Raw genomic sequence first — 25,547 nt, 5'->3', positions numbered from 1 at the left:
GGACGGGATCCCACCTCTGGCGGGATCCCCTGCGCGAGTGACGGTTCGAGGCCGCACCGGTGCCGTCCGCCCCCTGCGCCGGTGGGCCCGGCAGGACCCGCCCGACCTCACCGCGCCGCAGTCGCGAGCGGCGTGACCGGTCTACGGGGCTGCCCGGCCGTGCCGTCGCCCACCGGTACCGGCCCGCGAGATGCCCTGCACTCCGCTGTGTTTCGTGCCGCGGACCCGGCCGGGCCGGGAGGTGGGTGTCGCACGCCGGGCGGGCGCGCGTCCGTTCGCCTGTGACCTGACCGAACGAGATCGGTTACTCAGTGAACGAAAACTCAAGGCTTCCTCAACTAGAGGGACGTTCGGTCGATGTTCCTCTTGATCGTGCTCACTTCCCCCAGAGCGTGAGAGGCCAGCGGTGTCCAAGTTTGTCCTGTCCAGTGCCAAGACGAGGCTCGTCGGCGGTGTCGTCGTGCTGCTCGTGCTGTGCCTGTCCGCGTTGAGCGTCACCACGGCGTTGCGCGTGCAGAAGACGGCCCGGGAGCAGGCGGAGACCTACGCCGAGGAGCTCGCCGAGCGGGCCGCCGACACCGCCGCCACGCAGATCACCACCGCGCTCGGTACCGCACGGGACCTGTCGCAGACGCTCCAGTCGATCCGTGCCTCGGGCAACCCCCGCGCGGTGGCCGACGACGCCGAGAAGCGCCTGCTCGAGGCGCACGAGGAGCTCTCCGCGGTGTGGTCGGTCTGGGAGCCGGACGCGTTCGACGGCCGCGACGCCCAGTACGTCAACAGCAAGCACAGCGACGAGACCGGCCGGTTCCTGACCTACTGGAACCGCGGTGAGAACGGCGTCGGCGCGCGGGCTTCCGGCGGCTACTCGGAGGCGGGCGCGGGCGACTGGTACCTGGTGCCGCTGCAGACGGCCAAGGAGAAGGTGCTCGAGCCGTACGCGTACGACGTGGGTGGCCGGCAGGTCATGCTGACGTCGATCGCGGTGCCCGTGGTGGTCGACGGAAAGTCGCTCGGCGTGGTCGGTGTCGACATCGCGCTCTCCGCGCAGCAGGAGCTCGTCGGCTCGGTCAAGCCGTACGGCACCGGTTCCGCCACGCTCGTCACCACCGGCGGTGCGGTCGTCGCCAGCGGTGCGGGTTACGAACTGGGCAAGCCGGCTTCCGAGGTGAGCCAGTCCCTGGCCGACGCGGTCTCCTCGGGTACCGCTGCGGGCAGCCGGGTCTCGGAGTGGGTCGACGGCGACCTCAGCATCGCCGTCCCGATCTCCCTGACCGAGAGCGACACCTGGAACCTCGTGGTCACCGTGCCCGAGTCGTCCATCCTCGCCGACGCCCACAGCGCCCGGAACACCGTGGTGATCCTCGCGCTGCTGACCGTGCTGATCGCCGCGATCGGCACCTGGCTGATCGTGCGCTCGGTGCTGCGGCCCTTCCTGCGGGCCCGCGACACCATGCGTGAGATCGCCGAGGGCGACGGGGATCTCACCGTCCGTCTCGACGAGGCGCGCAAGGACGAGGCCGGTGAGCTCGGCGCCGCGTTCAACCAGTTCGTCTCCAAGGTGGCCGGTTCCGTCGGTGCGATGAGCGAGGCGGCGCAGAGCCTGCGGGCCTCGGCCGGTGACCTGACCGGCACCGCCGAGCAGCTCACCACCCAGGCCCGCGACAACTCCGAGCGGGCGCAGGACGCGGTGCGGGCCACCTCCGACGTGCAGACCGAGGTCAGCGCGCTGGCCGCGGCCGGTGAGGAGATGACCGCCTCGATCGCCGAGATCGCCCGTAACGCCGGGCGGGCCGCGGAGATCGCCGCCGAGGCGGTGCAGGTCACCCAGGCCACCACCACGCAGGTGCGGGACCTGGAGAGCACGGCCGGCGAGGTCGGCGTGGCGGTCAAGCTGATCACCGACATCGCCGCCCAGACCAACCTTCTCGCGCTCAACGCCACGATCGAGGCGGCGCGGGCCGGGGAGGCCGGCAAGGGCTTCGCGGTCGTCGCCAACGAGGTGAAGGACCTGGCGCTGCAGACGGCCCGGGCCACCGAGGAGATCTTCGCCCGGGTGGAGGCGATCAAGAGCAGCACGGCCGCGGCCACCGACTCGATCGCCAACATCCAGACCGTGGTCGAGCAGATCGACGAGATCAGCGCCAGCATCGCCGGAGCGGTGGAGGAGCAGAGCGCGACCACGCAGGAGATGGCCCGCCTGACCGCCTCGGCCTCGCACGCCTCGGCCAACATCCACGGGTCGATCGCCTCGGTCGCGCAGGTCACCGGCCAGACCACGGCCAACGCCCAGCAGGCCCGCGGGGCCGCGAACGACCTGGGCACGATCGCGGGCCGGTTGCAGGAGCTGGTCGGGAACTTCCGGGTCTGAGAATCCGATCGAGGACGCGGTGGGGCACCTTTCGAAGGTGCCCCACCGCGTCCTTCATCCTGCTCGATCCACCGCTGCCGCACCGGCCGGACCACGATCGCCTCGCCGATCCCGCTGCCCGGGGTGGACTTGCGCCTGGGTGTGCCACGGCCAGGCAGGTTTCCGCGGGACGGCCTAGGCTTTGCGGCATGGCCCGTTCCGACCTCGGTGACTACCTGACCAGCCGCCGCGCCCGCGTCACCCCGGCTTCGGTCGGGCTGCCCGCCGACGGGTTGCGCCGGGTGCCCGGTCTGCGCCGTGAGGAGGTCGCGGCCCTGGCCGGGGTCAGCATCGACTACTACGTGCGGCTCGAGCAGGGGCGGGAGCGGCATCCGTCCGGCCAGGTGCTGTCGGCCCTGGCGGCGGCACTGCGGTTGAGTGAGGACGCGCGGGCGCATCTCTTCCGGCTGGGTGGCCTCTCGGTGGTTCCCGGGTCCTCGGCCGGGACCGACCGGGTGCACCCGAGCCTGGTGCAGCTCATGGCCGCCTGGCCCGACAACCCGGCGCTGGTCTACAACCGGGCCTACGACGTGCTGGCGTCGAACACCATCGCCGACGCGCTCTTCGGTGGCTGGGCGCGCACGCGCAACCTGCTCGAGTTCATGTTCGCCGACCCGGACGCCCGTTCGCTCTACCCGGACTGGGCGGAGGTGGCGGCGAACTCGGTCGCGGGCTTCCAGCTGACGCACGGTCAGGCCCCCGACGACCCGCGGGTGCGCGCGGTCCTGGCCGCGCTGCTGCCCGACCCGGCGTTCGCGGTGCTGTGGAAGCGGCACGACGTGCGCGGCAAGTCGCTGGAGCGCAAGCGGTTCCACCACGCCCAGGCCGGCCCGCTCGCCCTCACCGTGCAGACCTTCGACGTGCGCTCGGCCCCGGGGCAGGAGCTGGTGATCTACCACGCCGATCCCGGCTCGGCCGACGCCCAGGCCCTGCGTCTGCTGGGAACGTTGAGCGTCTCGTCGTTCCCGGTGGTGCCCCAGGGCTAGGTCCGGTGCCGCATTCTCGCTCCGGCCTGATCCACCAGATACCCCTTATACCTCTACGGCATAGGGGGTCCCTGTCCGCTCGGGGCGCTGACCCTTCCCATCCAGGTCTGGTACCTGACCGACGGCGGGTGGAGGACGGTCGGGGGCCGGGAACTGTCAGCGCGGCTCGTCCAGTTGCCGCCCGGTGCGCCCGTGCTGCGCCCGGTGGTCAGAACCAGCTGAATCCCGACCGGGCGCAACAGTTCTCGCAGTTCTCCGGGAAGGCGACAAGGCGTTTCTCCGGGAGCGCGACAAGGCGTTCGGCCGAGCGGGCTCACCAGTTCTGGATCGACCGGGCGAAGATCGCGGCGATGTCGTCCTCGTCCGGTGTGCGCGAGCAGGTGCTGAGCAGACGCTGCTGCTTCATCGTGCCCGGCACCAGGGCGGGGATGTCGGCCTCGGTGTAGCCGACGGCGCCGATGCCGTTGGGGATGCCGATGTCACGCATCAGGTCGACGAGAACCGCGGGAAGCCGCTCGTCCGGCTGATCCGGCCGGTCTGCTCGTGGCGTCGAGGCCGAAAGCCACTGCGCCGCCCGGAGATGCCGGTCCGGAGCGCTGTCGAAGGTGAACCGGAACGCCTCCGGCGCGGTCAGGGACACCGCCATGCCGTGCGGCACCAGCGGTTCGTCCTGCGGGTAGCCGGACGGCCGGAAGTCCTTGACCATCCCCGCGATCGGGTAGGCGTTGGCGTGCGGGATGTGCACGCCGGAGTTGCCGAACCCCATCCCGGCGAAGGTGGCGGCCAGCATCATGTCGCTGCGGGCGCGCACGTCGGCGCCCTCGTGAACGGCCTGCCGGAACGAGCCCGCGATGAGCGTCAGCGCCTTCTCGCACCACAGGTCCGACACCGGGTTCGCGCCGCAGTAGGTGACGCGCTGCTCGGGCTGCTTGCGGTCGAACGTGGCGTACCAGCGGGCGGTGTAGGACTCCAGGGCGTGACAGACGATGTCCATGCCGGCGGCCGCGGTGACCTCGGGCGGCAGCGTCAGGGTGAGCAGCGGGTCGATCACGGCCAGGGTGGGCCGCAGCCGCCAGTGACTGATGCCGGTCTTGACCTTCATCGAGAGCACGTCGAGCACACACATCGCGGTGCTCTCGGAGCCGGTGCCGGCCGTGGTGGGCACCGCGACGAGCGGTTTCAGCCGGTGCGAGGGCGCTTTCGCGTTGCCGACCGGCTTGTTCAGGTAGTCGCCGAGCTCGCCGCCGTCGCTGGTCAGGAGGTTGACGGCCTTGGCCGTGTCGATGGCCGAGCCCCCGCCGACGGCCACGAACCCGTCCCACGGGCCGTGCTCGCGGGCGTACGCGGTGGCCTGGTTCAGGCTGTCGTCGGTGGGCTCGACGTGCACGCCGTCGAACACCTGGGAGTGGATGCGGTGGCGGGCCAGCTGGTCCTGGATGCGCTGCGGGATGCCGGCGCCGTTGATCGTGGCGTCGGTGATGATCAGCACGCGGCTCAGGTCGTACTGGCTCAGCTCGAAACCGATCTCGTCGAGGGCGCCGGCGCCGAACTTCAGCGGTGGCGCGCCCCAGGTGAAGATGGTCTCCTCGGTGGTGCTCACGCGGGCACCCCCGGCTGCCGGGTGGGACCGGATCTCGCGGGGGCCATGGATCCTCCGGTGACGTCGTCGTCAGGGGCGGCGCGGGTTCGGCCGGGGGCGGGCGGTGGTGCGAGCGCTGGTGCGGGCCGTGGTGGGTCCGGGCTCCCGCTGCCGGAACCCTGCGGGCTGCCGGCGGGCACTGTCAAGAACGACGGCGACGAGCGGACGCGGTGGCCCGGGTGGGGAGGGGCGGCCGTCAGGGGACGCGTCGGCGCGATCGCGGGGACGGGCCGGGTCAGGAGTGGCCGGGTTTCGCCGTCACCGGGGTGACCTTGCAGGCCTGGACCGGTTTCTCGTCGTCCGTGTCCCTGGTCGTCGTCTGGTTCTCGTCGGGCCTGGCCTCGCCGGTCTTCGAGCGCCCGGGCTGCTCGCCGTTGCTCTCCTTGGACGTGGCCCCGGACGCGGTGCGCGACGCCTCCGACCGCTTGAGGTCCTGCTGCTTGCGCCGCCGCAGCTCGGCCTGCGCCACCCCGAACGCGAGCAGCACCGGCCACACGTACTGCACCCAGCCCGGCAGGTCGGGCAGGTTCACCGAGGGCAGGTTCACGTCGGGCCACGGGATGCTCGGCAGATCGATGTCCGGCCACGGGATGCGCGGCAGGTCGACCGACGGCAGGTTCACCGAGGGCAGGTTCACGTCGGGCCGCCAGGTGATCTGCCGCAGCAGCCAGAGCAGGCCGATCGGCACCAGCACCCCGGCGAGCGCGGTGAGCGTGCGACGCGTGGCGTACTGGTGCGGGTGGTCGCGGATCCAGGCCTCCCGTTTCGCCGCCCGGCTGCCCTCCTCGGGCACGAAGTCAGTGCCCCCGACGCCCAGGTGGGCCTGGCCGGTGGCACCCTTCGGCTCGGGCGAGGCGTAGAGCGTGACCCGCCGGGCCGGCCCGCTGATCGACGGCAGCTTGAGCCGGATCGCCCCGTGCTCCTTGCCGTCGAGCACCACCGTGTTCTCGGACGTCTTCTTCTGCGCGACGGTGGAGCCGTCGGCCTTCCAGTGCAGCATCCAGGCCGTGGCCTTCGTCGAGATCTCCACGGTGTGCTCGTGACCCTCGTGGATCAGGTGCCAGCGTTCGGGTTCCTTCGACATGGTGTCCGCGCTCATCCCCAGAATCGTCATTGGTAGAGTAGCTGCTCTATTAATATACCCGGCAGGAGGACCTCGTGGCCCGTACCGTCGATCCGGCCCGGCACCAGGCGCGACGTCTGCAGATCATCGACGCCGCACTCACCCGGTTCGCACAGGACGGCTACGACCGGGCGACCACGACGTCCATCTGCCGCACCGCGGGCATCGGCTCAGGCACCTTCTTCCACTATTTTCCGACCAAACGCGCGGTTCTGCTCGCTGTCCTGGACCTCGGCACCGCCGAGACCGCGCAGTGGTTCGAGGCGCAGGCCGGCCGGGCTGATGCACTGCAGGTGGTGACCGACTTCGCCGCCCATCACGCCGACGACTGCACCGACCCCCGGGTCGCCGGGTTCGTGCAGGCCGTGGGGGCGGTGATGACGGAGCACGACGTGGCGGCGGCTCTCGCCCGCGACGAAGACGTGCTGCACCTCGGACTGCTGCCGTGGGTCCGGGCGGCGGCCGAGGCGGGAGAGGCTCGCCGTGACCGGGCGCCCGAGCAGCTCACGGCCTGGGTGACGGTGCTGCTGAACGGCTACCTCGACCGGCTCGCGGGGCAGCGCGCGTTCGACGCCCGGGCCGAGAAGGACATGCTGCTCGACACGGTCCGGCGGCTTCTGCGTCCCTGAAAGACCTTCCGTCACACTGTGAACTAATGTAACAATTCGTGGCGTGACTGCGACGAAGCGTGCACTCATCGTCCGGGGTGGCTGGGAGGGGCACGAGCCCGTCAAGGCCACCGAACTCTTCATCCCCTTCCTCGAGGCCTCCGGCTACGCCATCACCGTCTCCGACGGCCCGGCCGTCTACGCCGACGCCGGGGTGATGGGCCGGATCGACCTGGTGGTGCAGTGCGTCACCATGTCGGTCATCACGAAGGACGAGGTGGCCGGCCTGCGGGCGGCCGTCGCCGCGGGGACCGGGCTGGCCGGGTGGCACGGCGGCATCGCCGACTCCTACCGCGAGTCCGCCGACTACCTCCAGCTCGTCGGCGGCCAGTTCGCCTGCCACCCGGGCCGTCACCCGGACGAGCGCGCCGGCGGCCCCGAGGACAACTTCATCCCCTACCGCGTCGACGTGCTGCCGGCCGCCGCCGATCACCCGGTCACCGACGGCATCGGCTCCTTCGACCTCGTCACCGAGCAGTACTGGGTGCTCTCCGACGACTACAACGACGTGCTGGCCACCACCACCCTGGCCGCACAGCCCTACAGCGAATGGACGCGCCCGGTCACCAGTCCCGCGGTGTGGACGCGGCGGTGGGGGAGCGGGCGGGTGTTCGTGTCCACCCCCGGCCACTCGGTCGACGTGCTCGAGACGCCCGTGGTGCGCACTCTGGTCGAGAGGGGAATGCTGTGGGCGAGTCGCTGAGCACGCTGCGGGTCGGGATCGTCGGGGCGGGAGCCATCAGCGGGCAGTACTCCCGCACGCTGCAACGGCTTCCGCACCTGCCGGTGGTCGCGGTCGCCGACCTGGACCCGGCCCGGGCGCAGGCCCTCTCGGACGGGCACCCGAAATCCCGGGTCGTCACCGTCGACGAGCTCCTCGCCGCCGACGACGTGGACGTCGTGCTGAACCTGACCGTCCCGGCCGTGCACGGGCAGATCGCGCTCGCGGCCCTGGCGGCGGGCAAGCACGTCTACGGCGAGAAGCCGCTGGCGCTCACCGTGGACGAGGGCCGGAAGGTGCTGCGGGCCGCGGCCGATGCCGGGCGGAGCGTCGGCTGCGCCCCGGACACCGTGCTGGGCACCGGCATCCAGACCGCGCGCTCGGTCCTCGACGCGGGAACCATCGGCACGCCGGTCGCGGCGACGGCCTTCATGACGACGCCCGGGCACGAACGCTGGCACCCGGACCCGGAGTTCCTCTACCGCCCGGGCGGTGGCCCGCTGCTCGACATGGGCCCGTACTACCTGACCTCGCTCGTGCACCTGCTCGGCCCGGTCGCGACGGTGACAGGGGTGTCGTCGCGGCCGGCCCCGGAACGCGTGATCGGCAGTGGTCCGCGCGCCGGAACGGTTTTCGGCGTCGAGGTGGACACCCACGTGACCGGGATCCTGACGCACGTCTCCGGGGCGGTGTCGACGCTGATGATCAGTTTCGACGTGTGGGCGGCCCGGCTGCCCCGCATCGAGGTCTACGGCTCGGGCGGCTCGGTCTCGGTGCCCGACCCCAACCGGTTCGACGGCGAGGTGTCGGTGTTCACCGCGGAAACCCCGTCCTGGCAGGAGGTTGCACCGACGGCGGGTTACGTCGACGGCGGCCGCGGGATCGGGCTGGACGACCTGGTGCGCTCGGCCGCCGGGGAGCACCGGGTGTCGGGTGCCCTGGCGCTGCACGTGCTCGACGTGATGGAGACGCTGCTGGCCGCCGCGGGCGAGGGCCGGGCGCTGCCGGTGGCCACGCCGGGCGTGCGGCCGGAGGCGATGGCCGGTCTGCTGCCGGACTGGTAGGTCCCTGGAGGCGGCCGGTGGCCGCTGCGTGGAGCTCCGGTTACTCTCGGAAAGCATCACAATCCATGAGCAGAGTTTGGGAGATCATGACCTTCACGGTTCCCGCCTACGCCGCAACCTCGGCGAACGAGCCGCTCGCGCCCTTCACCGTCGAGCGTCGCGATGTCGGGCCGAAGGACGTCCGCATCGACATCAAGTACTCCGGCATCTGCCACTCCGACATCCACACCGCCCGAAGCGAGTGGGGCCCGGCGAACTATCCGGTGGTCGTCGGTCACGAGATCGCCGGTGTCGTGGCGGAAGTCGGCGCGGACGTCACCCGGCACAAGGTCGGCGACCGGGTGGGCGTCGGCTGCATGGTCGACTCGTGCCGCGAGTGCGAGAACTGCCTCGCCGGGGACGAGCAGTACTGCCGCAAGGGCAACACCGGCACCTACAACAGTGTGACCGCCGACGGTGGGACGACCCAGGGCGGTTACGCCGCGGGCATCGTCGTCACCGAGGACTTCGTGCTGAGCATCCCCGAGGGTGTCGAGCTCGACGTGGCCGCGCCGCTGCTGTGCGCGGGCATCACCACCTACTCGCCGCTGCGGCACTGGAACGCCGGTCCGGGCAAGAAGGTCGCCGTCGTCGGCCTGGGCGGTCTCGGGCACATGGCCGTCAAGATCGCCCACGCCATGGGCGCCGAGGTCACCGTGCTGTCGCAGTCGCTGAAGAAGCAGGAGGACGGCCTGAAGCTCGGCGCCGACCACTACTTCGCCACGTCCGACCCGGACACGTTCGCGCAGCTCGACAGCTCGTTCGACCTGATCGTCAACACGGTCAGCGCGCGGATCGACGTCACCGCCTACCTGCGCCTGCTCAAGGTCGACGGCACCATGGTCAACGTCGGTGCCCCCGAGGACCCGCTCGAGGTCAACGCGTTCGCGCTCATCGGTGGCCGCCGCTCCTGGGCCGGCTCGAACATCGGTGGTATCCGCGAGACCCAGGAGATGCTCGACTTCTGCGCCGAGCACCACCTCGGCGCCGAGATCGAGGTCATCGGTGCGGATCAGATCAACGAGGCCTACGAGCGGGTGCTCGCCTCCGACGTGCGCTACCGCTTCGTGATCGACGCCTCCACCTTCGCCTGACCCGTCCCCCGACCGGCGAGCAGGCGAACGACGGACGCCCGGACCGGCGGCGCGCGCACCTCACCGCGCCTCCGGCCGGGTGGCGGGGACCCTCGCGGATGGTAGGAAGGACGGGTCTGGGCCTTCTCCTGGTTGGGTGGTAACCGTGGCTGCTGCGAGCGCTGGTCCCTGGTCCCGTGGATGTGCCGCCGCCCTGCTGGTGACGGCCGTCGCCGCCTGCGGGGGCGGGAGCGAGCCGGCCTCCCCGGCCGCGCCCACCCCCACGCCGGTGACGTCGGCACCGGAGGTGACCGCGACGTCCACCGTTGAGGGCGCGATCGACCTGAGCGCGCCGGAGACCGTGACCACGGGCCTGGAAGCGCCCTGGGGGCTGGCGTTCCTGCCCGGCGGCGACGCGCTGGTGGCCGAGCGCGACTCCGGCAAGATCGTGCGGGTGCGTGCCGAGGGTGGCGGCAAGCAGGGCGTGTACGCGCTCGACGACGTGGTCGCCTCGGGCGAGGGCGGTCTGCTCGGCCTCGCGGTCTCTCCCGAGTACGCCACCGATCAGATGGTCTACGCCTACTACACGGCGGCCGACGAGAACCGGATCGTGAAGTTCCGCCTGGACGGCGGAAAGCCGGAGGTGGTGTTCGACGGCATCGCCAAGAACACCTACCACAACGGTGGTCGCATCGCCTTCGGCCCGGACGGTCTGCTCTACGTGGGCACCGGCGACGCGGGTGACACCTCGAGCTCGCAGGACGCGGACAGCGTCAACGGCAAGATCCTGCGCCTCACCCCGGACGGCGACCCGGCGCCCGGCAATCCCGAGAACGGCTCACCCGTCTACAGTCTCGGTCACCGCAACGTGCAGGGTCTGGCCTGGGACTCCGAGGACCGGCTCTACGCCAGTGAATTCGGGCAGAACGAGCTCGACGAGCTGAACCGCATCGAGCCCGGCCGCAACTACGGCTGGCCCGAGGTCGAGGGCGAGGGGGACACCGACGGCGGAAAGTTCACCAACCCGCTGCAGACCTGGTCGACCGACGACGCGTCCCCCTCGGGCATCGCGATCGCCGGCGACACCGTCCACATGGCCGCACTCAAGGGGCAGCGGCTCTGGAGCATCCCGCTGAACGACGGTGACTCCGGTTCCCCGACGGCGTCTTTCGAGAACGAGTACGGACGCCTGCGCACCGTCGCGGTCGCGCCCGACGGGTCGCTGTGGCTCACCACCTCGAACACCGACGGACGCGGCGAGACCCGCGAGGGCGACGACCGGATCCTGAGGTTCCCCACCTCCTAGGAGCCGGGGTTCTGCATGAGCCGCCACACCATCTCGATCGGCTGGTGCATCGCCTGCCGGTCGTCGAGCAGCCACTGCACCTGCATGCCGTCGGCCACCGCGATCAGCGTCTGCGCGGCCACCGCCGGGTCGAGGTCGGCCCGCACGGTGCCCGCGCGCTGCGCGTCGCGGATCGCGTCGGCGATCAGGTCGCGCGCGAAATCGTAACGCTTGTCGAAGTACTCGAACGCGATGTCGCTGTCCGCGGCCACGTCGAGCAGGTGCATGTAGAGCCGCACCAGGCCCGGGATCGAGGCGTTGCGCCGCACCGCGTTGATGAGTGAGCCCACCGCGTCGGTGTCGGCGTGGTAGTCCCGGCTGTCGATCATCTGCCGTTCGCGCAGCACTGCCAGGAACAGCTCCTCCTTGCTGGCGAAGTAGTGCAGCAGGCCGGCCTGGCTCAGCTCGGCGCGGCGCGCGATCTCGCGCATCGACGTGCCGTGGTAGCCGAGGTCGGCGAAGCACCGCAGGGCCACCGCGAGGATCGCCTCACGCCGGGCCTCGCCCTTGGGGTACCGGTTTCGTGCGGTTTGAGTGGTCATGAGCGTCTTTGATCTCCTTCTGACCGAGCCACGTTCTCACGGTAACCCGCTTCTGTGATCCGGCCAGGAGTTGCCAACAAAACCTTTCAGTGATTGGTTTCGCTTGTTAGGTTGCAGCCCGCCGCCATCGGGGGCGGTCAGGGAGTACCGGAGGAAGCTGTGACAACGACTGTCCAGAATGACGGCGTGGCCGATCTGCCCGCGCCCGTGCGCACCCGAGCGGAATGGGTGGCCGCGATCGGCATGCCCCTCGCCGTCTTCGGCGTCTACATCTCGCTGCTGCCGGCGATCAACGCCGCGCTCGCGCTGAGGCTGAACGCCCTGAATCCGGATACCGCGGCGAGCAACCTGAGCTGGGTGCTCGGTCTGGGCGCGCTGTTCGCGATGATCGTGAACCCGGTGGCCGGCCGTTTCTCCGACCGCTCCACCAGCCGCTTCGGCGCCCGCCGGTTCTGGATCAGCACAGGGGCCCTGGTGGGCTTCCTCGGACTGGTGGTCGTGGCCTTCGCCCCGGGCGTCCCCCTCATCATCGTGGGCTGGGTGATCGCGCAGAGCGGGTTCAACGCCGCGCTGGCCGCCCTGTTCGCGATCCTGCCCGACCAGGTGCCCGCGCAGTGGCGCGGCAAGGTCGCGGCCCTCATCGGCGTGGCCAGCAACGCCGCCACCCCGTTCGGCCTGTTCTTCGTGCAGCTGGTGAAGGACCCGGTGGCCCAGGCGCTGATCCCCGGCGTGATCGGCCTGGCGCTGATCACGGGCTTCGTGCTGATGCTGCGTGAGCGGCCCCAGGAGAAGTCGGACGAGCCGTTCGGCCTGGGCAAGCTGTTCGGCGCCTTCGTGTTCGACCCCCGCAAGCACCCGGACCTGGGCTGGGCCTGGCTCACCCGGGCCCTGATGACGTGTGCCCAGATGACCGCGCTGAGCTACCTGACGCTGTTCCTCATCAACGATTTCGGCATGAGTGACGATGAGGCAGCCACCAAGGTCTTCTACGCCACCCTGGTGAACGTGGTCGGTGTGCTGATCACGACCTCGGTGGCCGGCTGGCTGAGCGACCGGCTGCAGGTGCGCAAGCCGTTCGTGGTCGTGGCCGGGCTGGTCGGCGTGGCCGGGCTGGTCACCATCGCCTTCGCCCCGAGCTTCGGTGTGCTCCTGGTGGGTGAATTCGTCATGGGCGCCGGCATGGGCTCGTTCTACGCCGTCGACCTGGCCCTGGTCACCGACGTGCTGCCGGAGGACGGCGACAGCGCCAAGGACCTCGGCGTCATCAACATCGCCCAGGCCGCCCCACAGTCGCTGGTGCCCGCCGCGGCCCCCGCCATCATCTCCGCCACCGGCGGCTATCCCGGGCTGTTCCTCACCGGTGGCGTATTCGGAATCCTGGGCGCCCTCGCGGTGCTGCCCGTCAAGAAGGTGAAGTGATCTGATGTCCCCCTCGATCGGTGCCCTCGTCCAGAAGCTGTCCCTGGCCGAGAAGGTCGAACTGCTCACCGGGCAGGACATGTGGCAGACCGCGGGCAACGCCCGGATCGGCCTGAGGCCGATGCGGCTGTCGGACGGCCCCTCCGGGGTGCGCGGCGAGTTCTGGGACGAGCGCCACCCGTCGCTGAACCTGCCCTCCGCCACGTCGCTCTCGTCGAGCTGGAACCGGGAGCTGGCCCGCGACTACGGCCGGCTGGCGGCCGCCGAGGCGCGCTCCAAGAACGTGCACGCGGTGCTCGGCCCGACGGTCAACCTGCACCGTTCCCCGCTCGGCGGGCGGCATTTCGAGGCGTACAGCGAAGACCCGGTGCTCAGTGCCGAGATCGCCGCCGCCGTGGTCGAGGGCACCCAGTCCAGCGGGGTCGCGGCCTGCCTCAAGCACTACGTCGCCAACGACTACGAGACGCAGCGCTACACGGCGGACACGGTCGTCGACGAGAAGGCCCTCTACGAGCTCTATCTGCTCGCGTTCGAGAAGGCGATCGTCTCGGCCCGGTGCTGGATGGTGATGAGCGCCTACAACCACGTGAACGGCACGCTCGCGACCGAGAGTGAGCTGCTGGAGGCGCCTCTCAAGACCGACTGGGGTTTCGACGGCGTGGTGGTCAGCGACTGGACGGCCGTGCGCACCATCGCCTCGGCCCGCGCCGCGCAGGACCTGGTCATGCCGGGCCCGGACGGTCCCTGGGGCGAGGCCCTGGTCAAGGCGGTCGAGGCGGGCGAGGTGCCCGAGGACACGATCGACGACAAGGTGCACCGGATGCTGCTGCTCGCCTCGCGGGTGGGGGCGCTGGAGGGCTACGCCCACGACCACGAGACCCCGGAGATCGACGGCCGGGCGTTCATCCGCCGCGCCGCCGCCGAGGGCTCCGTGCTGCTGGCCAACGACGGGATCCTGCCCCTCCGGGGGCCGAGAACCGTTGCGGTGCTGGGCCACAACGCCACGGCGGGCCGCAGCCAGGGTGGTGGCAGCGCGACCGTGGTGCCGGAGCACGTGGTCAGTGCTCTGGAAGGGCTGAAGAGCGCCCTGCCGGGCACCGGGATCACGTACAGCCTGGGGGCCGTCGCCGAGACCGGGATCTCCGAGTTCCCGCTCTCGCAGACCCGCAACCCGGTCACCGGTGAGCCCGGGATGCGGGCCGAGTTCATCGGTTTCGACGGTTCGGTGGTCAAGGGCGACGACCGCCGCTCCACCGACGTGAAGTGGCTGGGCGGCGCCCCCACCGACGAGTCCGAGTTCCTGCGCCTGTCGCTGGACCTCACCCCGGACTCCTCGGGCACCGTGCACCTCGGAGTCGGCACGACCGGGCATTTCTCCCTCAGGGTCGACGGCGCGGTCGTGCTCGAGGACACCCTCGTGGACAACGACGAGGAGCTCGGCGCGGGCCTGCTCGCCCCGCCCACCTCGGCCACGCCGGTGACGCTGACGGCGGGCGTGACCGTGCGCATCGACGTCGAGTACACGCTGCCCAAGCAGGGCGCGTTCACCAACGCCGTGGCGATCGCGGTGGGCACGCGTCCCACCACCGACGCCGACGAGCAGCTGATCGAGGACGCCGTGGTCGCCGCCCGCGCGGCCGAGGTGGCCGTTGTGGTGGTCGGCACGAACGCGAAGGTCGAGTCCGAGGGGTTCGACCGGGAGTCGCTGCGTCTTCCGGGCCGGCAGGACGACCTGGTCGCCGCCGTCACCGCGGCCAACCCGCGCACCGTCGTGGTGGTGAACTCCGGCTCGCCGGTGGAGATGCCGTGGCGCGACGCGGCCGCGGCCGTGCTGCTGGTGTACTTCCCGGGTCAGGAGTTCGGCCACGCACTGGCCGACGTGCTGCTCGGTCACGCCGAGCCGGGCGGGCGCCTGCCCACCACCTGGCCGGTGGCCGAGGCCGACGTGCCGGTGCTCGACGTCACCCCGGTCGACGGAAAGCTCGCCTACGCCGAGGGCATTCACATCGGGTACAAGGCCTGGCTGAGGTCGGGGGTGAAGCCGGCCTACGGCTTCGGGCACGGCCTGGGGTACACCACCTTCGAGGTGAGCGACGTCGCCGTGAGCGACGGGGGGAAGGTGACCGCGCGCGTCCTCAATTCGGGTGCGCGCGAGGGTAAGGTGGTCGTGCAGGTGTACGCCTCGAAGCCCGACAGCGCCGTGGAACGCCCGGCCGTGTGGCTGGTCGGTTTCGCGACGGCCCGCCTCGGTGCCGGTGATTCGGGTGAACTGACGGTGGACGTGCCGACGCACCTTCTGCGTCACCGGGAACCGGGGGAGTGGGCGCTGGAGAGCGGTGAATACCAGCTGCACGTGGGGCTCTCGCTCGACGACGCGCTGACCCGCACGGCCACGCTGACCGTGTGAGCGACTCCGGGCCCCGGTGACGGGGCCCGGAGCCACTGCGGCGTTCAGCGACCAGGAGGGGAGTGCTACGCCGAGGTGCGGCGCTCGAACCGGTTGGCCGCCTGGGTGTGCGCCGTCCGGATCAGCTCGAGCACACCGCAGTCGGGGGTCGGGTTGCGCACGGCCAGCCAGCCCAGCGAGCTGTAGGTCGGGTGCGCCCCGATCCGGCCCTCGAGCGTCTCCCCTTCCGGGGCCGGGTCTTTCGGGTCACGGCCGAGCCGGGCCCGGAACTCGTCGGTGCCCGCGGCGACGTTCACCCGGAAGGCGCCCTCGGCGTCCAGCCCGGCCGGGGGCTCGTCGGGGTACTGCTTCGTCACGATCGTGACGAACGGCTGGGCCCGGGGGAGCGAACCGTCGGGGGAGTAGTAGACGAACGTGTCGCCCCAGGCGATCGCCGGGGTGCCGTCGCCCGGTGCGGGGCGCTGCACGTGCACGTCGCCGAGGCTCCGGACGAAGGCGATGATCTCGTCGGCAATCATCGCGTCACCCTTTCACGCGTCGGGCCCTTCGACGACCCGTCCGTCGCCGTACGGTCGTTCTCCCGCGCCTGAGGGCGTCCGTCGTCGGCGCCGGAGAACGTCCGGGGGGTTCTGTTAGCGTCCTGGCCGTGGCTTCCGAGGTGCGCAATCCCCCGTTCCGGGCCGTGCTGTTCGACTGTGACGGCGTGCTGGTCGACTCCGAGCAGATCACCAACGGCGTGCTGCGGGTGATGCTCAACGAGATGGGCTGGGACATCGGGCCGGTCGAGTGCTTCGAGCGGTTCGTCGGGCGCTCGCTGAAAGACGAGTTCGGCGTGATCGAGCAGTACACCGGCGTGAGGGTCGGGCCGGACTGGCTGGGCGAGTTCCGCCGCCGTCGGGACGCCGCCCTGGCCTCGGACCTCGAGGAGATCCCGGGCGCGGGTGACACGGCCCGGGCGCTGACCGCCACGTTCGGGGGCCGGGTGGCCTGCGCGAGCGGGGCCGACCGGGGCAAGGTCGAGATGCAGCTGGCCCGGGTCGGGCTGCTCGAGCTGTTCGCCGGAAAGATCTACAGCGGTGAGGAGATGCCACGCAGCAAGCCCGCGCCCGACGTCTACCTGGCCGCCGCCGCGGGGCTGGGCGTGGACCCGGCCCGCTGCGCGGTGATCGAGGACACCGTCTCCGGCACCACCGCCGGGGTCGCGGCCGGGGCCACGGTGTTCGGCTACTGCCCGCCCGGCAGCCTGTCGCACAGCCGTCCCGAGCACCTGCTCGGGGCCGGGGCCGCGCACATCTTCACCAGCATGAAGGAACTGCCCGGCCTGCTCGGGTAGACCCGCGCCGGATCCGGCACAATGCGGCGGGTGAGCGAGAACGTGGAGCTGGACCCGGCCGTGCAGGCCTGGACGGATCAGGCCGGGCTGCCGCCGGGCCGGGCCCGCCGGGTGACGATGCGGGGCAACCCGGTGCTGCACCAGCCGTGCCGGGAGATCACCGAGTTCGGGCCGGAGCTGAAGCAGCTGGTGGCCGACATGTTCGTCAGCATGGAGGCCGCGAACGGCGTCGGGCTGGCGGCGAACCAGATCGGTGTCGACGCGCGGCTGTTCGTGTACCACTGCCCCGACGCCGACGAGGAGTTCCACACCGGCGCGATCGTCAACCCGGTGCTGGTGCCCGCCGCCGGCTCGTCGCTGCGGCCGCCGGACGAGGACGAGGAGGGCTGCCTGTCGGTGCCCGGCGAGTACGCGCCGTTGGCCCGCCCGGCGGTCGCCGAGGTCGAGGGCCTGGACGTCGACGGCAAGCCCCTGCGGGTGCGGGGCGACGGCATGCTCGCGCGCTGCCTGCAGCACGAGACCGACCACACCAACGGGGTTCTCTACGTCGACCGGCTGACCGGGCCCGAGCTCTCCCGGGTGCTCAAGGGCCTCGAGCAGCGGGTGCGCAAGGGTGAGCTGCCGGACTGGTCCGAAGGCGCTGTCTAGGCCCTGACCGGTGGTCCTCCGGGACCTTCGGCCTGGTGAGGTGCCCCTGGTGTGGCCGGCTGCGGGTGATAACGGCCGTAGGGGATGCTGGTGTCCGTGCTCGTGGACTCCCTCACCACCGGCCTCGTGGTCGCCGTGGTCGTCGCCCTCGGTTCGGTCTGCCAGGTGCTCTCCGGAGTGGGCTTCGCCCTGGTGGTGTCGCCCCTGGTGATCGTGACGCTGGGCCACGACCCGGGCGTGCGCCTGGTGCTCGTGCTGTCGGCGGTGCTGAACCTGGTCGTGATCGCCCGGATGCCGGGCGAGGTGCGGCCGAAAGAGGCGCTGAAGCTGCTGGTTCCGGCCGCGCTCGCGATCGGCCTGATGACCCTGGTGAAAGACCAGCTGAGCGGCACCGGGCTGAATGTCGGGGCCGGGGTGGCGATCCTGGCGGCCACCGGCGTCGCCGCCGCGGGCCGGCCGCTGCCGTTCTTCGAGGGCCGGTCCGGGCCGGTGGTCGCGGGTGGGCTCAGCGGGTCGCTCAACGTGCTCTCGGGGGCGGCCGGGCCGCCGGTGGCCCTGTTCGCGGCGTCCCGGGGCTGGCCGCCGGCGAGCACCAGCGCCACGCTGCAGGCCTACTCCCTGCCGCTGAACCTCATCACCTGCTCGCGCTGGGACTGCCGGCCTCCGGCGAGTTCGGCGAGATGTCCTGGGCGGTGGCCGGTCTCGTCGTCGGCACGGCCCTCTCGCTGCCCTTCGTGCGCCGCGTGCCGGCCGGGCCGGTGCGCTGGGTGACACTGGTGATCGCGGCGGTCGGTGGCGTCACGCTGCTCGTGACCACCTTCGCCTGACCACCTTCGCCTGACCGGCCCGCGCCCGAGGCCCGGTGACCGGGGAGGGCGACCGGAACGTCCACCATCGGCCTGCCCGGCCGGGCTCGGAGCGGGGAATGTACCCGCATGGCAACAAGGGGTGTGAAAGCCCTCAAAGCGACTTATCGTGCGCTACATGGCTGGGCATTCCGAGCGGTACGGACCGGGCGTACCCAAAGAGCTGGACCGGTACCTGGTGCCGAGCGAGGAGATCGTCTTCCTGCTGCGCCGGCACTGGGTCGTGATCGCGGAGCCGTTCCTGACCACCCTGCTGGGGCTGGTGGTCCTGGCGGCGGTCGGGGGCTACGTGGGCGAGGCCGTCTCGACCGTGCTGACGGTGGGGTGGCTGCTGCTGCTCTCCCGCCTGATCCTGGTGGTCTGGGAGTGGTGGTACGAGCTGGTCATCGCCACCGACAAGCGGCTGATGCTGGTGCACGGCATCGTGACCCGCAAGGTCGACATCATGCCGATGTCGAAGGTCACCGACATGCGGTACGACCGCACCGTCACCGGGCAGGTGCTGGGCTACGGCAAGTTCGTGATGGAGTCCGCCGGTCAGGACCAGGCGCTCAGCACCATCAACTACATCCCCGACTCCGACCTGCACTACCAGCAGATCTCGCAGCTGATCTTCGCCCCCGGGGAGCCGCGCCTCGCCCAGAAGGCGGGCGGGCGCAACTCCCGGGTGCCGGTGACCGAGCCCGAAGACGCCTGGTGGAGGCGCAAGGACTGAGCCGCGTCAGATCCGGAAGCCGGACACGATCCCGTTGAGCTGGGCCGACATCCGGGCCAGCTCGGCGGTCGCGGCCTGGGTCTCGTCGGCGCCCCGGCTGGTCGCGGCGGCCGCGTCGGCCACCCCGCCGATGTTGCGCGAGACCTCGCCGGTGCCCTCCGCGGCCTCGGCCACGCTGCGGTTCATCTCGGCGGTGGTGGCGCTCTGCTCCTCGACCGCCGAGGCGATCGTGGTCTGGAACTCGCTGATCCGCATGATCACGGCCGAGACCTCGGTGATCGCCTCGACCGAGCCGCTGGTGTCGGCCTGGATGGCCTGAACCCGCGCGGCGATGTCCTCGGTGGCCCGGGCGGTCTCCTGGGCCAGTTGCTTCACCTCGTCGGCGACGACCGCGAAGCCCTTGCCCGCCTCACCGGCCCGGGCCGCCTCGATGGTGGCGTTGAGGGCCAGCAGGTTGGTCTGCTCGGCGATCGACGTGATCACCTTGACGATGTTGCCGATCTCGACCGACGACTCGCCGAGCTGGCTCATCGTCTGCGAGGTGGTCTCGGTGAGGCGCACCGCCTCCTCGGCCACCCGGGCCGCCTCGGCCGCGTTCTGCGAGATCTCCATGATCGCGGCGCCCATCTCCTGGCCGCCCGACGAGACCGTGTCCACGCTGCGGGAGATCATCTCGGCGGCCTCGGAGACGCGCTGCGAGCGGGCGGAGGTGTCCTGGGCCGACGCCGCGATCTGCGAGGCGGTGGCGGTGAGTTCCTCGGTGGCGCCGGCCAGGGCCGACGCCGAGTCGCCGATCGTGCCCACGGTTCCGCGCAGGGTGCCGAGGGCCGCGTCCAGGGCCCGGCCCATCTGGGCGGGCTCGTCACGGCCGGGCAGCCCGGCCGAGCGGGTCAGGTCGCCGGCCGCGAGCGCCTCGCAGACCGCCTGGACTCGCAGCAGCGAACGCACGATCGTGCGGGCGACCAGGACCCCCAGTGCGATCGCCAGCGCCAGGCCGAGCACCAGCACGACGGCCGAGAGGTTCCGGCTGGTGCGGTAGACCGAGGCCGCGTGGTCGGCGTTCTTCCGGGCGTCGGCGCGCTCGACGTCGTCCATGGCGGTCAGCTGGTCGGTCATCTTCGTCACCACCGGCAGCACCTCGGTGTCCCGGGCGTTCGACCAGGCGGCGAGCCGGTTGGCCTGGCCCAGGGGCAGCAGGGTGTCCCGCGCGACGGTCAGGTAGCTGTTCCAGCCGGCCTCGAGCGTGTCGATGGTCCGTGTGCTGTTGGCCGGAGAGCTGTTGCGGTAGGCCGTGAGTGCCACGGCGAAGTCCTTGGCGTCGGCCTCGAAGGCGGACTCGAACTGCGTGGTCCTCGCCTCGTCCGTCGACAGCGCCTGGTTGGTCACGTCGAGCCGGGCCTGGGTGAAGGTGCTCCGCACCTGGCCCAGGGTCTCGATGCTCGCCACGTTGCTGGTGGCGATCAGGTGGGCGGCGTCGCTCGTGCGTTTCAGCCCGACGAAGCCGGACACCCAGACGGCGACGGCGACCACGGCGGCCGTGAGCACGGCGGCGAGCACTTTGGAACTGATGCCCAGATCGGCCAGACGATTGCGGCGCCCGGACGCAGGGACAGGTATGACGGCCATCGAGTTCCCCCAACGCGGAATGGCGGTTCGCGGATAGTCATCGGCATCGGTGGCGCCGGGTTGAAGGTCTCCGGGCCGCGATCTAGGTTGGCTGCAGGTTGCTGACGTGGATCAGAATGGTGAGGTCATGACGCTCAAGCTGGGCTACAAGGCGTCGGCGGAGCAGTTCGCTCCCGGACAGCTGGCCGATTTCGCGGTGCAGGCCGAGGACCAGGGTCTGGACTCGGTGTGGATCTCGGATCATTTCCAGCCCTGGCGGCATGTCGACGGGCACGCGCCCTCGGCGCTGGTGTGGTTGCCGTGGGTGGCCGCGCGCACGTCGCGGGTGCAGCTGGGCACGTCGGTGCTGACGCCGACGCTGCGGTACAACCCGGCGGTGATCGCGCAGGCGTTCGCGACGCTGGGGTGCCTGGCGCCGGGGCGGGTGATCCTGGGGATCGGCACCGGGGAGGCGCTGAACGAGACCGCGGTCGGGGTCGAGTTCCCCGAGCCGCGCACGCGTTTCGCGCGTCTTCGGGAGGCGGTGCGCCTGATCCGGCAGTTGTGGACGGACGAGCGGGTCACGTTCGAGGGCGAGTTCTACCGGCTGCACGACGCGACCGTCTACGACCGTCCCGAGCAGCCGGTGCCGATCTACATCGCCGGTGGCGGCCCGGGCGTGACCAAGTACGCCGGGCGGGCCGGGGACGGGTACATCTGTACCTCGGGCAAGGGCATGGACCTGTACTCCCAGACGCTGCTTCCGGCTCTGCGCGAGGGTCTTGCCCTCTCGGAGCGTTCCGAGGGTGACATCGACCGCACGATCGAGATCAAGCTGTCGTTCGACGAGGACCCGGCCCGGGCGCTGGAGAACACCCGGTTCTGGGCGCCGTTGTCGCTCTCGCCGGAGCAGAAGGCCTCGGTCCACGACCCGGTCGAGATGGCCCGCCTGGCCGACGAGCTCCCGATCGAGCAGGTCGCGAAGCGCTGGATCGTGGCGTCCGACCCGGCCGAGGTGGTCGCGGCCGTGAAGAGCTACACCGACGCCGGTTTCACCCACCTGGTCTTCCACGGGCCCGGCCACGACCAGGAACGCTTCCTGACCCAGTTCACCCAGGACGTCGTGCCCGCCCTGCGCGCACTCTGAAACGCCGGAAAGGCCGGACCCCGTGCGGGGCCCGGCCTTTTCGTCTGCCGCGACTCAGATCTCGATGGTGCGCTCGAGGTTGGCCAGCTTGTGGCGGGCCATCGCCAGGTTGGAGCGCTGCTTGTCGAGGGCCAGGTAGAGGAAGAGGCCGGCCCCGGACTTGTCGGTGATCAGGCGGATCAGGTGGTACTGGGTGTCCAGCGTGATCAGGATGTCCTCGATGTTCTCGCGCAGACGCAGCGCGTCCATGGTGCGCAGCTTGGCCCGCACCACCTCGGTGTTGCCCGCCGCCGCGACCTCCAGGTTGAGCGTGTTGCCACCGGCCTGGCCGAGGGTCATGCCACTGGTGTGGTCCACGAGAGCGACGCCGATGGCGCCGTCGATCTGCATGGCTTCCTTCAGGACGGTGTCGATGTTGGACACGTCTTCCCTCTTCCTATCGGCCGTGATGCGGTTCCGGTGGCTGGGTACACCAGCCGATCAGGCACCGACCCGGCTGCGAGATAACTCTCTGCGGTCTACGTCGGCAGTTCGGCCCGGCTCTGGATCGGCTGTTCGAGGGTAACCGCGACGGATGGTGCAGTGGTGGGAACGGGCTGTGAATAACGCAGGTCACAGGCCCGACTGGTGCTGTTTCGGCCCGGAATCGGGGGATAAGCGATCGAACATTTGTTCGATTCTGGGGTAGAATCGGGGGAGTTGCTCGAGGGGACAGGAGCCGGGGATGACCGAGATCAAGACGTCGCTTCCTTCGATCATTCAGTTCATCAGCACTCCGGGTGCCCGGCGGGGCCGGGTTCCGGCGCAGCTGCGTGCCATGTACGAAGACCCCACGCGCCATCCCTGGCGCTACTACGACCCGATGGTCACGGCCGTCGTCGGTGGGCTGAGGCGAGACCGGCTGCGCTACGAGCTCGACGTCGCGGTGTCCCGGGCCGAAGACCGCTCCGAGACCGACCGGCGCTGCCGGGGTCAGGCCGTTCACTACGCGGAGATCCGGGCGGGCATGCTCGAGGTGCGCCGGCGGGTGGGTCCGGTCACGGTGTCCGCGGCCCCGTCCGGGGCCTGGCAGCACCGGGGCCTGCGGGTCTCGGTCTCGCCGCACCTGCTCGTCGAGCGGCGGGACGGGCGCGAAGAGGTCTGGTTCCTGCACCTGAAGGCCAACCGCCTCACCCAGGCCACGGCCGACGGCGCGCTGGTCATCATGGGCGAGGCGATGAGGGCGGCCGGGTGCGACGCGGTGCCCCGCATCGTCGATGTGCGTTCGGGCGCGGCCGGTTTCGCCCTGGGCCGGGCGCGTGACGTGCCGATGCTCGAGGCCTACGTGCGCTCGGAGGCCGAGGCCTTCACGAGCCTGTGGGAGGCGAAGAAGGCCGCCGCCTGACGGCGAGGCCCGGTTACCCGGTGCGTGCTCCGGGTGGGTGGTGGCCGTGCTCCGGCCGTGCTCCGGCCGGGTGGTGGCCGGGTGGCGGCCGGGTGGCGGCCGGGTGGCGGCCGCTGACCCGCAACCGCCGAAGCGGCCGGCCCCGAGAACAACTCGGGACCGGCCGCTCCTCACGGGCACCGCTGGGGATCGGGCCAGGATCAGGCCGGCACGTCCTGCACCACGACCGGTTTCGGCCGCCGCACGAACAGGGCCAGCAGCACCGCCGCCGCCGAGATGATCCCGCCCCACATCAGCGCGGCGTGCACCCCGTCGGCCACGCTGGTCAGCGGGTCCACGCCGTTGCTCACCGAGGTGGCCGAGGTCCGCGTCATCACCGTGACGAACAGCGCCGTGCCGGCCGCGCCCGCCACCTGCTGCACCGTGCCCACGATCGCGCTGCCGTGCGAGTACAGCTCGTGCGGCAGCGAACCCAGCGCGCTCGTCAGCAGCGGCGTGAACATGAACGCCAGCCCCGCACTCAGCAGCACGTGCGCCGCGATCACCGTGCCCTGGCCGGTCTGCATGTCGAACGTCGTCATTCCCCAGAGCGCAGCACAGGCCGCGAGCGCACCCGGCGCCACCAGTGGACGCGGCCCGAGCTTGTCGAACAGCGCCCCCACCACCGGCGCGAGCAGACCCATCGTCAGGCCACCGGGCAGCAGCATCAGGCCGGTCGTCAGCGTGGACAGCCCGAGCGCCGACTGCAGGTAGATCGGCAGCAGGATGAGCGTGCCGAACAGGGCCATCATGCTCACGGCCACCAGCAGCACGGCGACCGAGAACGTGGGTGTGGCGAACGCGCGCAGGTCGAGCAGCGCGCGGGTCTTCAGGCCGAGCTGGCGCCAGATGAACGCCGCGAGCGCGAGACCGCCCACCACCAGCGGGATCCAGACCGGCACCGGGGTGTGGCCGGTGGCCGACTCACCGATGCTGCTCAGGCCGTAGATCAGCCCGCCGAACGCCAGGGCCGACAGCACCACCGAGACCACGTCGAGCGGGGAGGCCACCGGCTCGGTCACGTTGCGCACCCACACCGCGCCCGCCGCCAGCGCCAGCACGGCGATGGGCAGCACCAGCCAGAACATCCAGCGCCAGGTCAGCTGGTCGAGCACGATGCCGGAGATGGTCGGGCCGATCGCCGGGGCCACCGAGATCACGATCGAGACGATGCCCATCATCCGGCCGCGCCGTTCGGCGGGCACCACGTTGAGGATCGTCGTCATCAGCAGCGGCATCATCAGCGCGGTGCCGACGGCCTGCACCACGCGCGCCGCGACCAGCACGCTGAACACCGGCGCCAGCCCGGCCAGCAGCGTGCCCAGGGTGAAACTGCCCATGGCGACGACGAACACGGTGCGCAGCGGCAGGCGGGTCAGCAGCCAGCCGCTGATCGGGATCACGATCGCCATCGTCAGCAGGAACGCGGTGGTCAGCCACTGGGCGGTGGTGGCCGGGACCGAGAACTCCTTCATCAGGTCGGGCAGGGCCACGCCCATGATCGTCTCGTTGAGGATCACCACGAAGGCGGCACAGACCAGCAGGCCGATGAGGGGGCCGGTGCGGAAGCCGGGGCCGGTGTCCCCGTAGGTGCCCGGCGGTGAATCGATCTCGGTACTCAAGTCCGGTGCCTCTCGTCGCAACGCAAATAACCATCCCCCGCGGCTGTCAGCCAGTATGGCAGTGGCTGCCAACGCGGCACACAGTGAACGCATTCCCCTACGATGGTGTCGTGGAAAACGGGGATCACACGCCACTGCGCGACCGGCGCCGCGCCCAGACCGAGCAGGAGATCGGTGAGGTCGCGCTCGCGCTCTTCGAGAAGCAGGGCATCGACCACACCACGGTCGACGAGATCGCCCGCCTGTCCGGGGTGTCGCCGCGCACCTTCTTCCGCTACTTCGCCACCAAGGAACGTGCCGCGCTGGTGCCGCACCGCGACCTGGAAGACCGCGTCGAGCAGATGATCTCGACGATGCGCGCCGACCGTCCGCTGCTCGGCCAGCTCGAGGAGATCTGGGTCGAGGTGCTCACGGCCTTCGACGACGCCGACAGCGAGCCCGGCCGTCAGCTACTGCGGGTGCGCCGCCTCATGCGCACCGAGCCCACCCTGCGCATGGCCGCCGCCAGCCTCGACGCCGAGCGCGCCGACGAGCTGGTCGCCCGGGTGACCCGCCTGATGGGGTTCACCGACGAGCTCGCCGCCCGGGTGCTCACCGAGACCGCCGCCGTGCCCGTCCGCATCGCCCTCGACGTCTGGGCCGAGTCGATCGAGGCCGGCCGCCCGGCCGACCTGATCGAGATCCACCGGCGCTGCCGAACTCTGATGGGCGAAGCACTGGCCAGGAGCACGACGACCGCGCTTTCCTGAACG

Annotated in this window: 23 protein-coding genes; 16 read left to right on the top strand and 7 right to left on the bottom strand. The window is 71.0% G+C overall.

Features of this window, described 5'->3' with window-relative positions; translation table 11 throughout:
* Window positions 1-406 precede the first annotated feature (406 nt).
* A complete protein-coding gene (locus tag J2S57_RS01030; protein ID WP_307237034.1) occupies window positions 407-2,371 on the top strand; it encodes a methyl-accepting chemotaxis protein in 1,965 nt (654 codons plus the stop codon).
* Between the two features lie 188 nt (window positions 2,372-2,559).
* Complete coding sequence (locus tag J2S57_RS01025; protein ID WP_307237031.1) at window positions 2,560-3,396, top strand: helix-turn-helix domain-containing protein; 837 nt, start codon at window positions 2,560-2,562, stop codon at window positions 3,394-3,396.
* 313 nt (window positions 3,397-3,709) lie between these two features.
* On the opposite strand, the gene J2S57_RS01020 is transcribed toward J2S57_RS01025, so the two are convergent.
* Window positions 3,710-4,996 (bottom strand): hydroxyacid-oxoacid transhydrogenase, encoded by a 1,287-nt coding sequence (locus J2S57_RS01020; protein ID WP_307237028.1) that lies wholly within the window; start codon window positions 4,994-4,996, stop codon window positions 3,710-3,712.
* A 274-nt stretch (window positions 4,997-5,270) separates the two neighbouring features.
* Window positions 5,271-6,134, bottom strand: a complete 864-nt coding sequence (locus J2S57_RS01015) for a hypothetical protein (protein ID WP_307237025.1) — start codon at window positions 6,132-6,134, stop codon at window positions 5,271-5,273.
* 59 nt (window positions 6,135-6,193) lie between these two features.
* Between J2S57_RS01015 and J2S57_RS01010 the strand changes: the two genes are divergently transcribed.
* From J2S57_RS01010 to J2S57_RS00990, 5 genes are all read left to right on the top strand, one after another.
* A complete protein-coding gene (locus J2S57_RS01010; protein ID WP_307237022.1) occupies window positions 6,194-6,787 on the top strand; it encodes a TetR/AcrR family transcriptional regulator in 594 nt (197 codons plus the stop codon).
* Between the two features lie 43 nt (window positions 6,788-6,830).
* Window positions 6,831-7,529: a ThuA domain-containing protein gene (locus tag J2S57_RS01005; RefSeq protein WP_307237019.1), complete on the top strand. Its 699-nt coding sequence runs from the start codon at window positions 6,831-6,833 to the stop codon at window positions 7,527-7,529.
* Entirely contained in the window at window positions 7,514-8,611 is a 1,098-nt protein-coding gene (locus tag J2S57_RS01000) for a Gfo/Idh/MocA family protein (protein ID WP_307237016.1), read from the top strand. Before J2S57_RS01005 ends, J2S57_RS01000 begins: the two co-directional genes overlap by 16 nt.
* Window positions 8,612-8,697: 86 nt before the next feature.
* The gene (locus tag J2S57_RS00995) at window positions 8,698-9,744 is read left to right on the top strand and encodes an NAD(P)-dependent alcohol dehydrogenase (RefSeq protein ID WP_370882540.1); all 1,047 of its coding nucleotides are present in this window, start codon (window positions 8,698-8,700) and stop codon (window positions 9,742-9,744) included.
* Window positions 9,745-9,889: 145 nt separating this feature from the next.
* Window positions 9,890-11,029 carry a PQQ-dependent sugar dehydrogenase gene (locus J2S57_RS00990; RefSeq protein WP_307237010.1) on the top strand — a complete coding sequence of 380 codons (1,140 nt, stop codon included), beginning with the start codon at window positions 9,890-9,892 and terminating at the stop codon, window positions 11,027-11,029.
* Here J2S57_RS00990 and J2S57_RS00985 read toward each other — a convergent pair.
* A complete protein-coding gene (locus tag J2S57_RS00985) occupies window positions 11,026-11,610 on the bottom strand; it encodes a TetR/AcrR family transcriptional regulator (protein WP_307237008.1) in 585 nt (194 codons plus the stop codon). The genes J2S57_RS00990 and J2S57_RS00985 overlap by 4 nt on opposite strands.
* Before the next feature lie 186 nt (window positions 11,611-11,796).
* Between J2S57_RS00985 and J2S57_RS00980 the strand changes: the two genes are divergently transcribed.
* Window positions 11,797-13,029: an MFS transporter gene (locus J2S57_RS00980; protein WP_307237005.1), complete on the top strand. Its 1,233-nt coding sequence runs from the start codon at window positions 11,797-11,799 to the stop codon at window positions 13,027-13,029.
* A gap of 4 nt (window positions 13,030-13,033) precedes the next feature.
* Complete coding sequence (locus J2S57_RS00975) at window positions 13,034-15,436, top strand: beta-glucosidase (RefSeq protein WP_307237001.1); 2,403 nt, start codon at window positions 13,034-13,036, stop codon at window positions 15,434-15,436.
* A gap of 65 nt (window positions 15,437-15,501) precedes the next feature.
* Here J2S57_RS00975 and J2S57_RS00970 read toward each other — a convergent pair whose 3' ends face one another.
* On the bottom strand, window positions 15,502-15,954 hold the full coding sequence (locus J2S57_RS00970) for a DUF6194 family protein (RefSeq protein ID WP_307236999.1): 453 nt from the start codon (window positions 15,952-15,954) through the stop codon (window positions 15,502-15,504).
* Between the two features lie 140 nt (window positions 15,955-16,094).
* Between J2S57_RS00970 and J2S57_RS00965 the strand changes: the two genes are divergently transcribed.
* The 4 genes from J2S57_RS00965 (at window position 16,095) to J2S57_RS00950 (ending at window position 18,998) form a co-directional block, all read left to right on the top strand.
* Window positions 16,095-16,769, top strand: coding sequence for an HAD family hydrolase (locus tag J2S57_RS00965; protein ID WP_370882539.1), 675 nt, complete (start codon window positions 16,095-16,097; stop codon window positions 16,767-16,769).
* A 21-nt stretch (window positions 16,770-16,790) separates the two neighbouring features.
* On the top strand, window positions 16,791-17,417 hold the full coding sequence (def, locus tag J2S57_RS00960; RefSeq protein ID WP_370882425.1) for a peptide deformylase: 627 nt from the start codon (window positions 16,791-16,793) through the stop codon (window positions 17,415-17,417).
* A gap of 90 nt (window positions 17,418-17,507) precedes the next feature.
* The gene (locus J2S57_RS00955) at window positions 17,508-18,188 is read left to right on the top strand and encodes a hypothetical protein (RefSeq protein ID WP_307236991.1); all 681 of its coding nucleotides are present in this window, start codon (window positions 17,508-17,510) and stop codon (window positions 18,186-18,188) included.
* 213 nt (window positions 18,189-18,401) lie between these two features.
* Window positions 18,402-18,998 (top strand): PH domain-containing protein, encoded by a 597-nt coding sequence (locus J2S57_RS00950; RefSeq protein WP_307236988.1) that lies wholly within the window; start codon window positions 18,402-18,404, stop codon window positions 18,996-18,998.
* Between the two features lie 6 nt (window positions 18,999-19,004).
* On the opposite strand, the gene J2S57_RS00945 is transcribed toward J2S57_RS00950, so the two are convergent.
* Window positions 19,005-20,624, bottom strand: a complete 1,620-nt coding sequence (locus J2S57_RS00945) for a methyl-accepting chemotaxis protein (RefSeq protein WP_307236986.1) — start codon at window positions 20,622-20,624, stop codon at window positions 19,005-19,007.
* Between the two features lie 127 nt (window positions 20,625-20,751).
* Here J2S57_RS00945 and fgd point away from each other — a divergent pair, with 127 nt between their 5' ends.
* Window positions 20,752-21,750, top strand: coding sequence for a glucose-6-phosphate dehydrogenase (coenzyme-F420) (gene fgd / locus J2S57_RS00940; protein ID WP_307236983.1), 999 nt, complete (start codon window positions 20,752-20,754; stop codon window positions 21,748-21,750).
* A gap of 54 nt (window positions 21,751-21,804) precedes the next feature.
* Here the strand turns inward: fgd and J2S57_RS00935 are convergent, their stop codons facing one another.
* Window positions 21,805-22,173, bottom strand: a complete 369-nt coding sequence (locus tag J2S57_RS00935; protein ID WP_307236980.1) for a hypothetical protein — start codon at window positions 22,171-22,173, stop codon at window positions 21,805-21,807.
* 301 nt (window positions 22,174-22,474) lie between these two features.
* Between J2S57_RS00935 and J2S57_RS00930 the strand changes: the two genes are divergently transcribed.
* Window positions 22,475-23,134 carry a hypothetical protein gene (locus J2S57_RS00930; RefSeq protein ID WP_307236977.1) on the top strand — a complete coding sequence of 220 codons (660 nt, stop codon included), beginning with the start codon at window positions 22,475-22,477 and terminating at the stop codon, window positions 23,132-23,134.
* Window positions 23,135-23,334: 200 nt separating this feature from the next.
* On the opposite strand, the gene J2S57_RS00925 is transcribed toward J2S57_RS00930, so the two are convergent.
* Entirely contained in the window at window positions 23,335-24,795 is a 1,461-nt protein-coding gene (locus J2S57_RS00925) for an MDR family MFS transporter (RefSeq protein ID WP_307236973.1), read from the bottom strand.
* Between the two features lie 110 nt (window positions 24,796-24,905).
* Between J2S57_RS00925 and J2S57_RS00920 the strand changes: the two genes are divergently transcribed.
* Window positions 24,906-25,544 carry a TetR family transcriptional regulator gene (locus J2S57_RS00920; RefSeq protein ID WP_307236971.1) on the top strand — a complete coding sequence of 213 codons (639 nt, stop codon included), beginning with the start codon at window positions 24,906-24,908 and terminating at the stop codon, window positions 25,542-25,544.
* Window positions 25,545-25,547 lie beyond the last annotated feature (3 nt).

Source organism: Kineosporia succinea (genome assembly GCF_030811555.1).
GTDB classification, from domain to species: Bacteria; Actinomycetota; Actinomycetes; order Actinomycetales; family Kineosporiaceae; genus Kineosporia; species Kineosporia succinea.
This window is presented reverse-complemented; position numbering and strand designations above follow the sequence as displayed.

Coding starts and splice junctions, on each gene's coding strand:
- J2S57_RS01025 (WP_307237031.1), top strand. CDS start 2,560: ATGGCCCGTTCCGACCTCGGTGACTACCTGACCAGCCGCCGCGCCCGC.
- J2S57_RS00995 (WP_370882540.1), top strand. CDS start 8,698: ATGACCTTCACGGTTCCCGCCTACGCCGCAACCTCGGCGAACGAGCCG.
- fgd (WP_307236983.1), top strand. CDS start 20,752: ATGACGCTCAAGCTGGGCTACAAGGCGTCGGCGGAGCAGTTCGCTCCC.
- J2S57_RS00950 (WP_307236988.1), top strand. CDS start 18,402: ATGGCTGGGCATTCCGAGCGGTACGGACCGGGCGTACCCAAAGAGCTG.
- J2S57_RS00975 (WP_307237001.1), top strand. CDS start 13,034: ATGTCCCCCTCGATCGGTGCCCTCGTCCAGAAGCTGTCCCTGGCCGAG.
- J2S57_RS01015 (WP_307237025.1), bottom strand. CDS start 6,134: ATGAGCGCGGACACCATGTCGAAGGAACCCGAACGCTGGCACCTGATC.
- J2S57_RS00930 (WP_307236977.1), top strand. CDS start 22,475: ATGACCGAGATCAAGACGTCGCTTCCTTCGATCATTCAGTTCATCAGC.
- J2S57_RS00945 (WP_307236986.1), bottom strand. CDS start 20,624: ATGGCCGTCATACCTGTCCCTGCGTCCGGGCGCCGCAATCGTCTGGCC.
- J2S57_RS00985 (WP_307237008.1), bottom strand. CDS start 11,610: ATGACCACTCAAACCGCACGAAACCGGTACCCCAAGGGCGAGGCCCGG.
- def (WP_370882425.1), top strand. CDS start 16,791: ATGCGGCGGGTGAGCGAGAACGTGGAGCTGGACCCGGCCGTGCAGGCC.
- J2S57_RS00970 (WP_307236999.1), bottom strand. CDS start 15,954: ATGATTGCCGACGAGATCATCGCCTTCGTCCGGAGCCTCGGCGACGTG.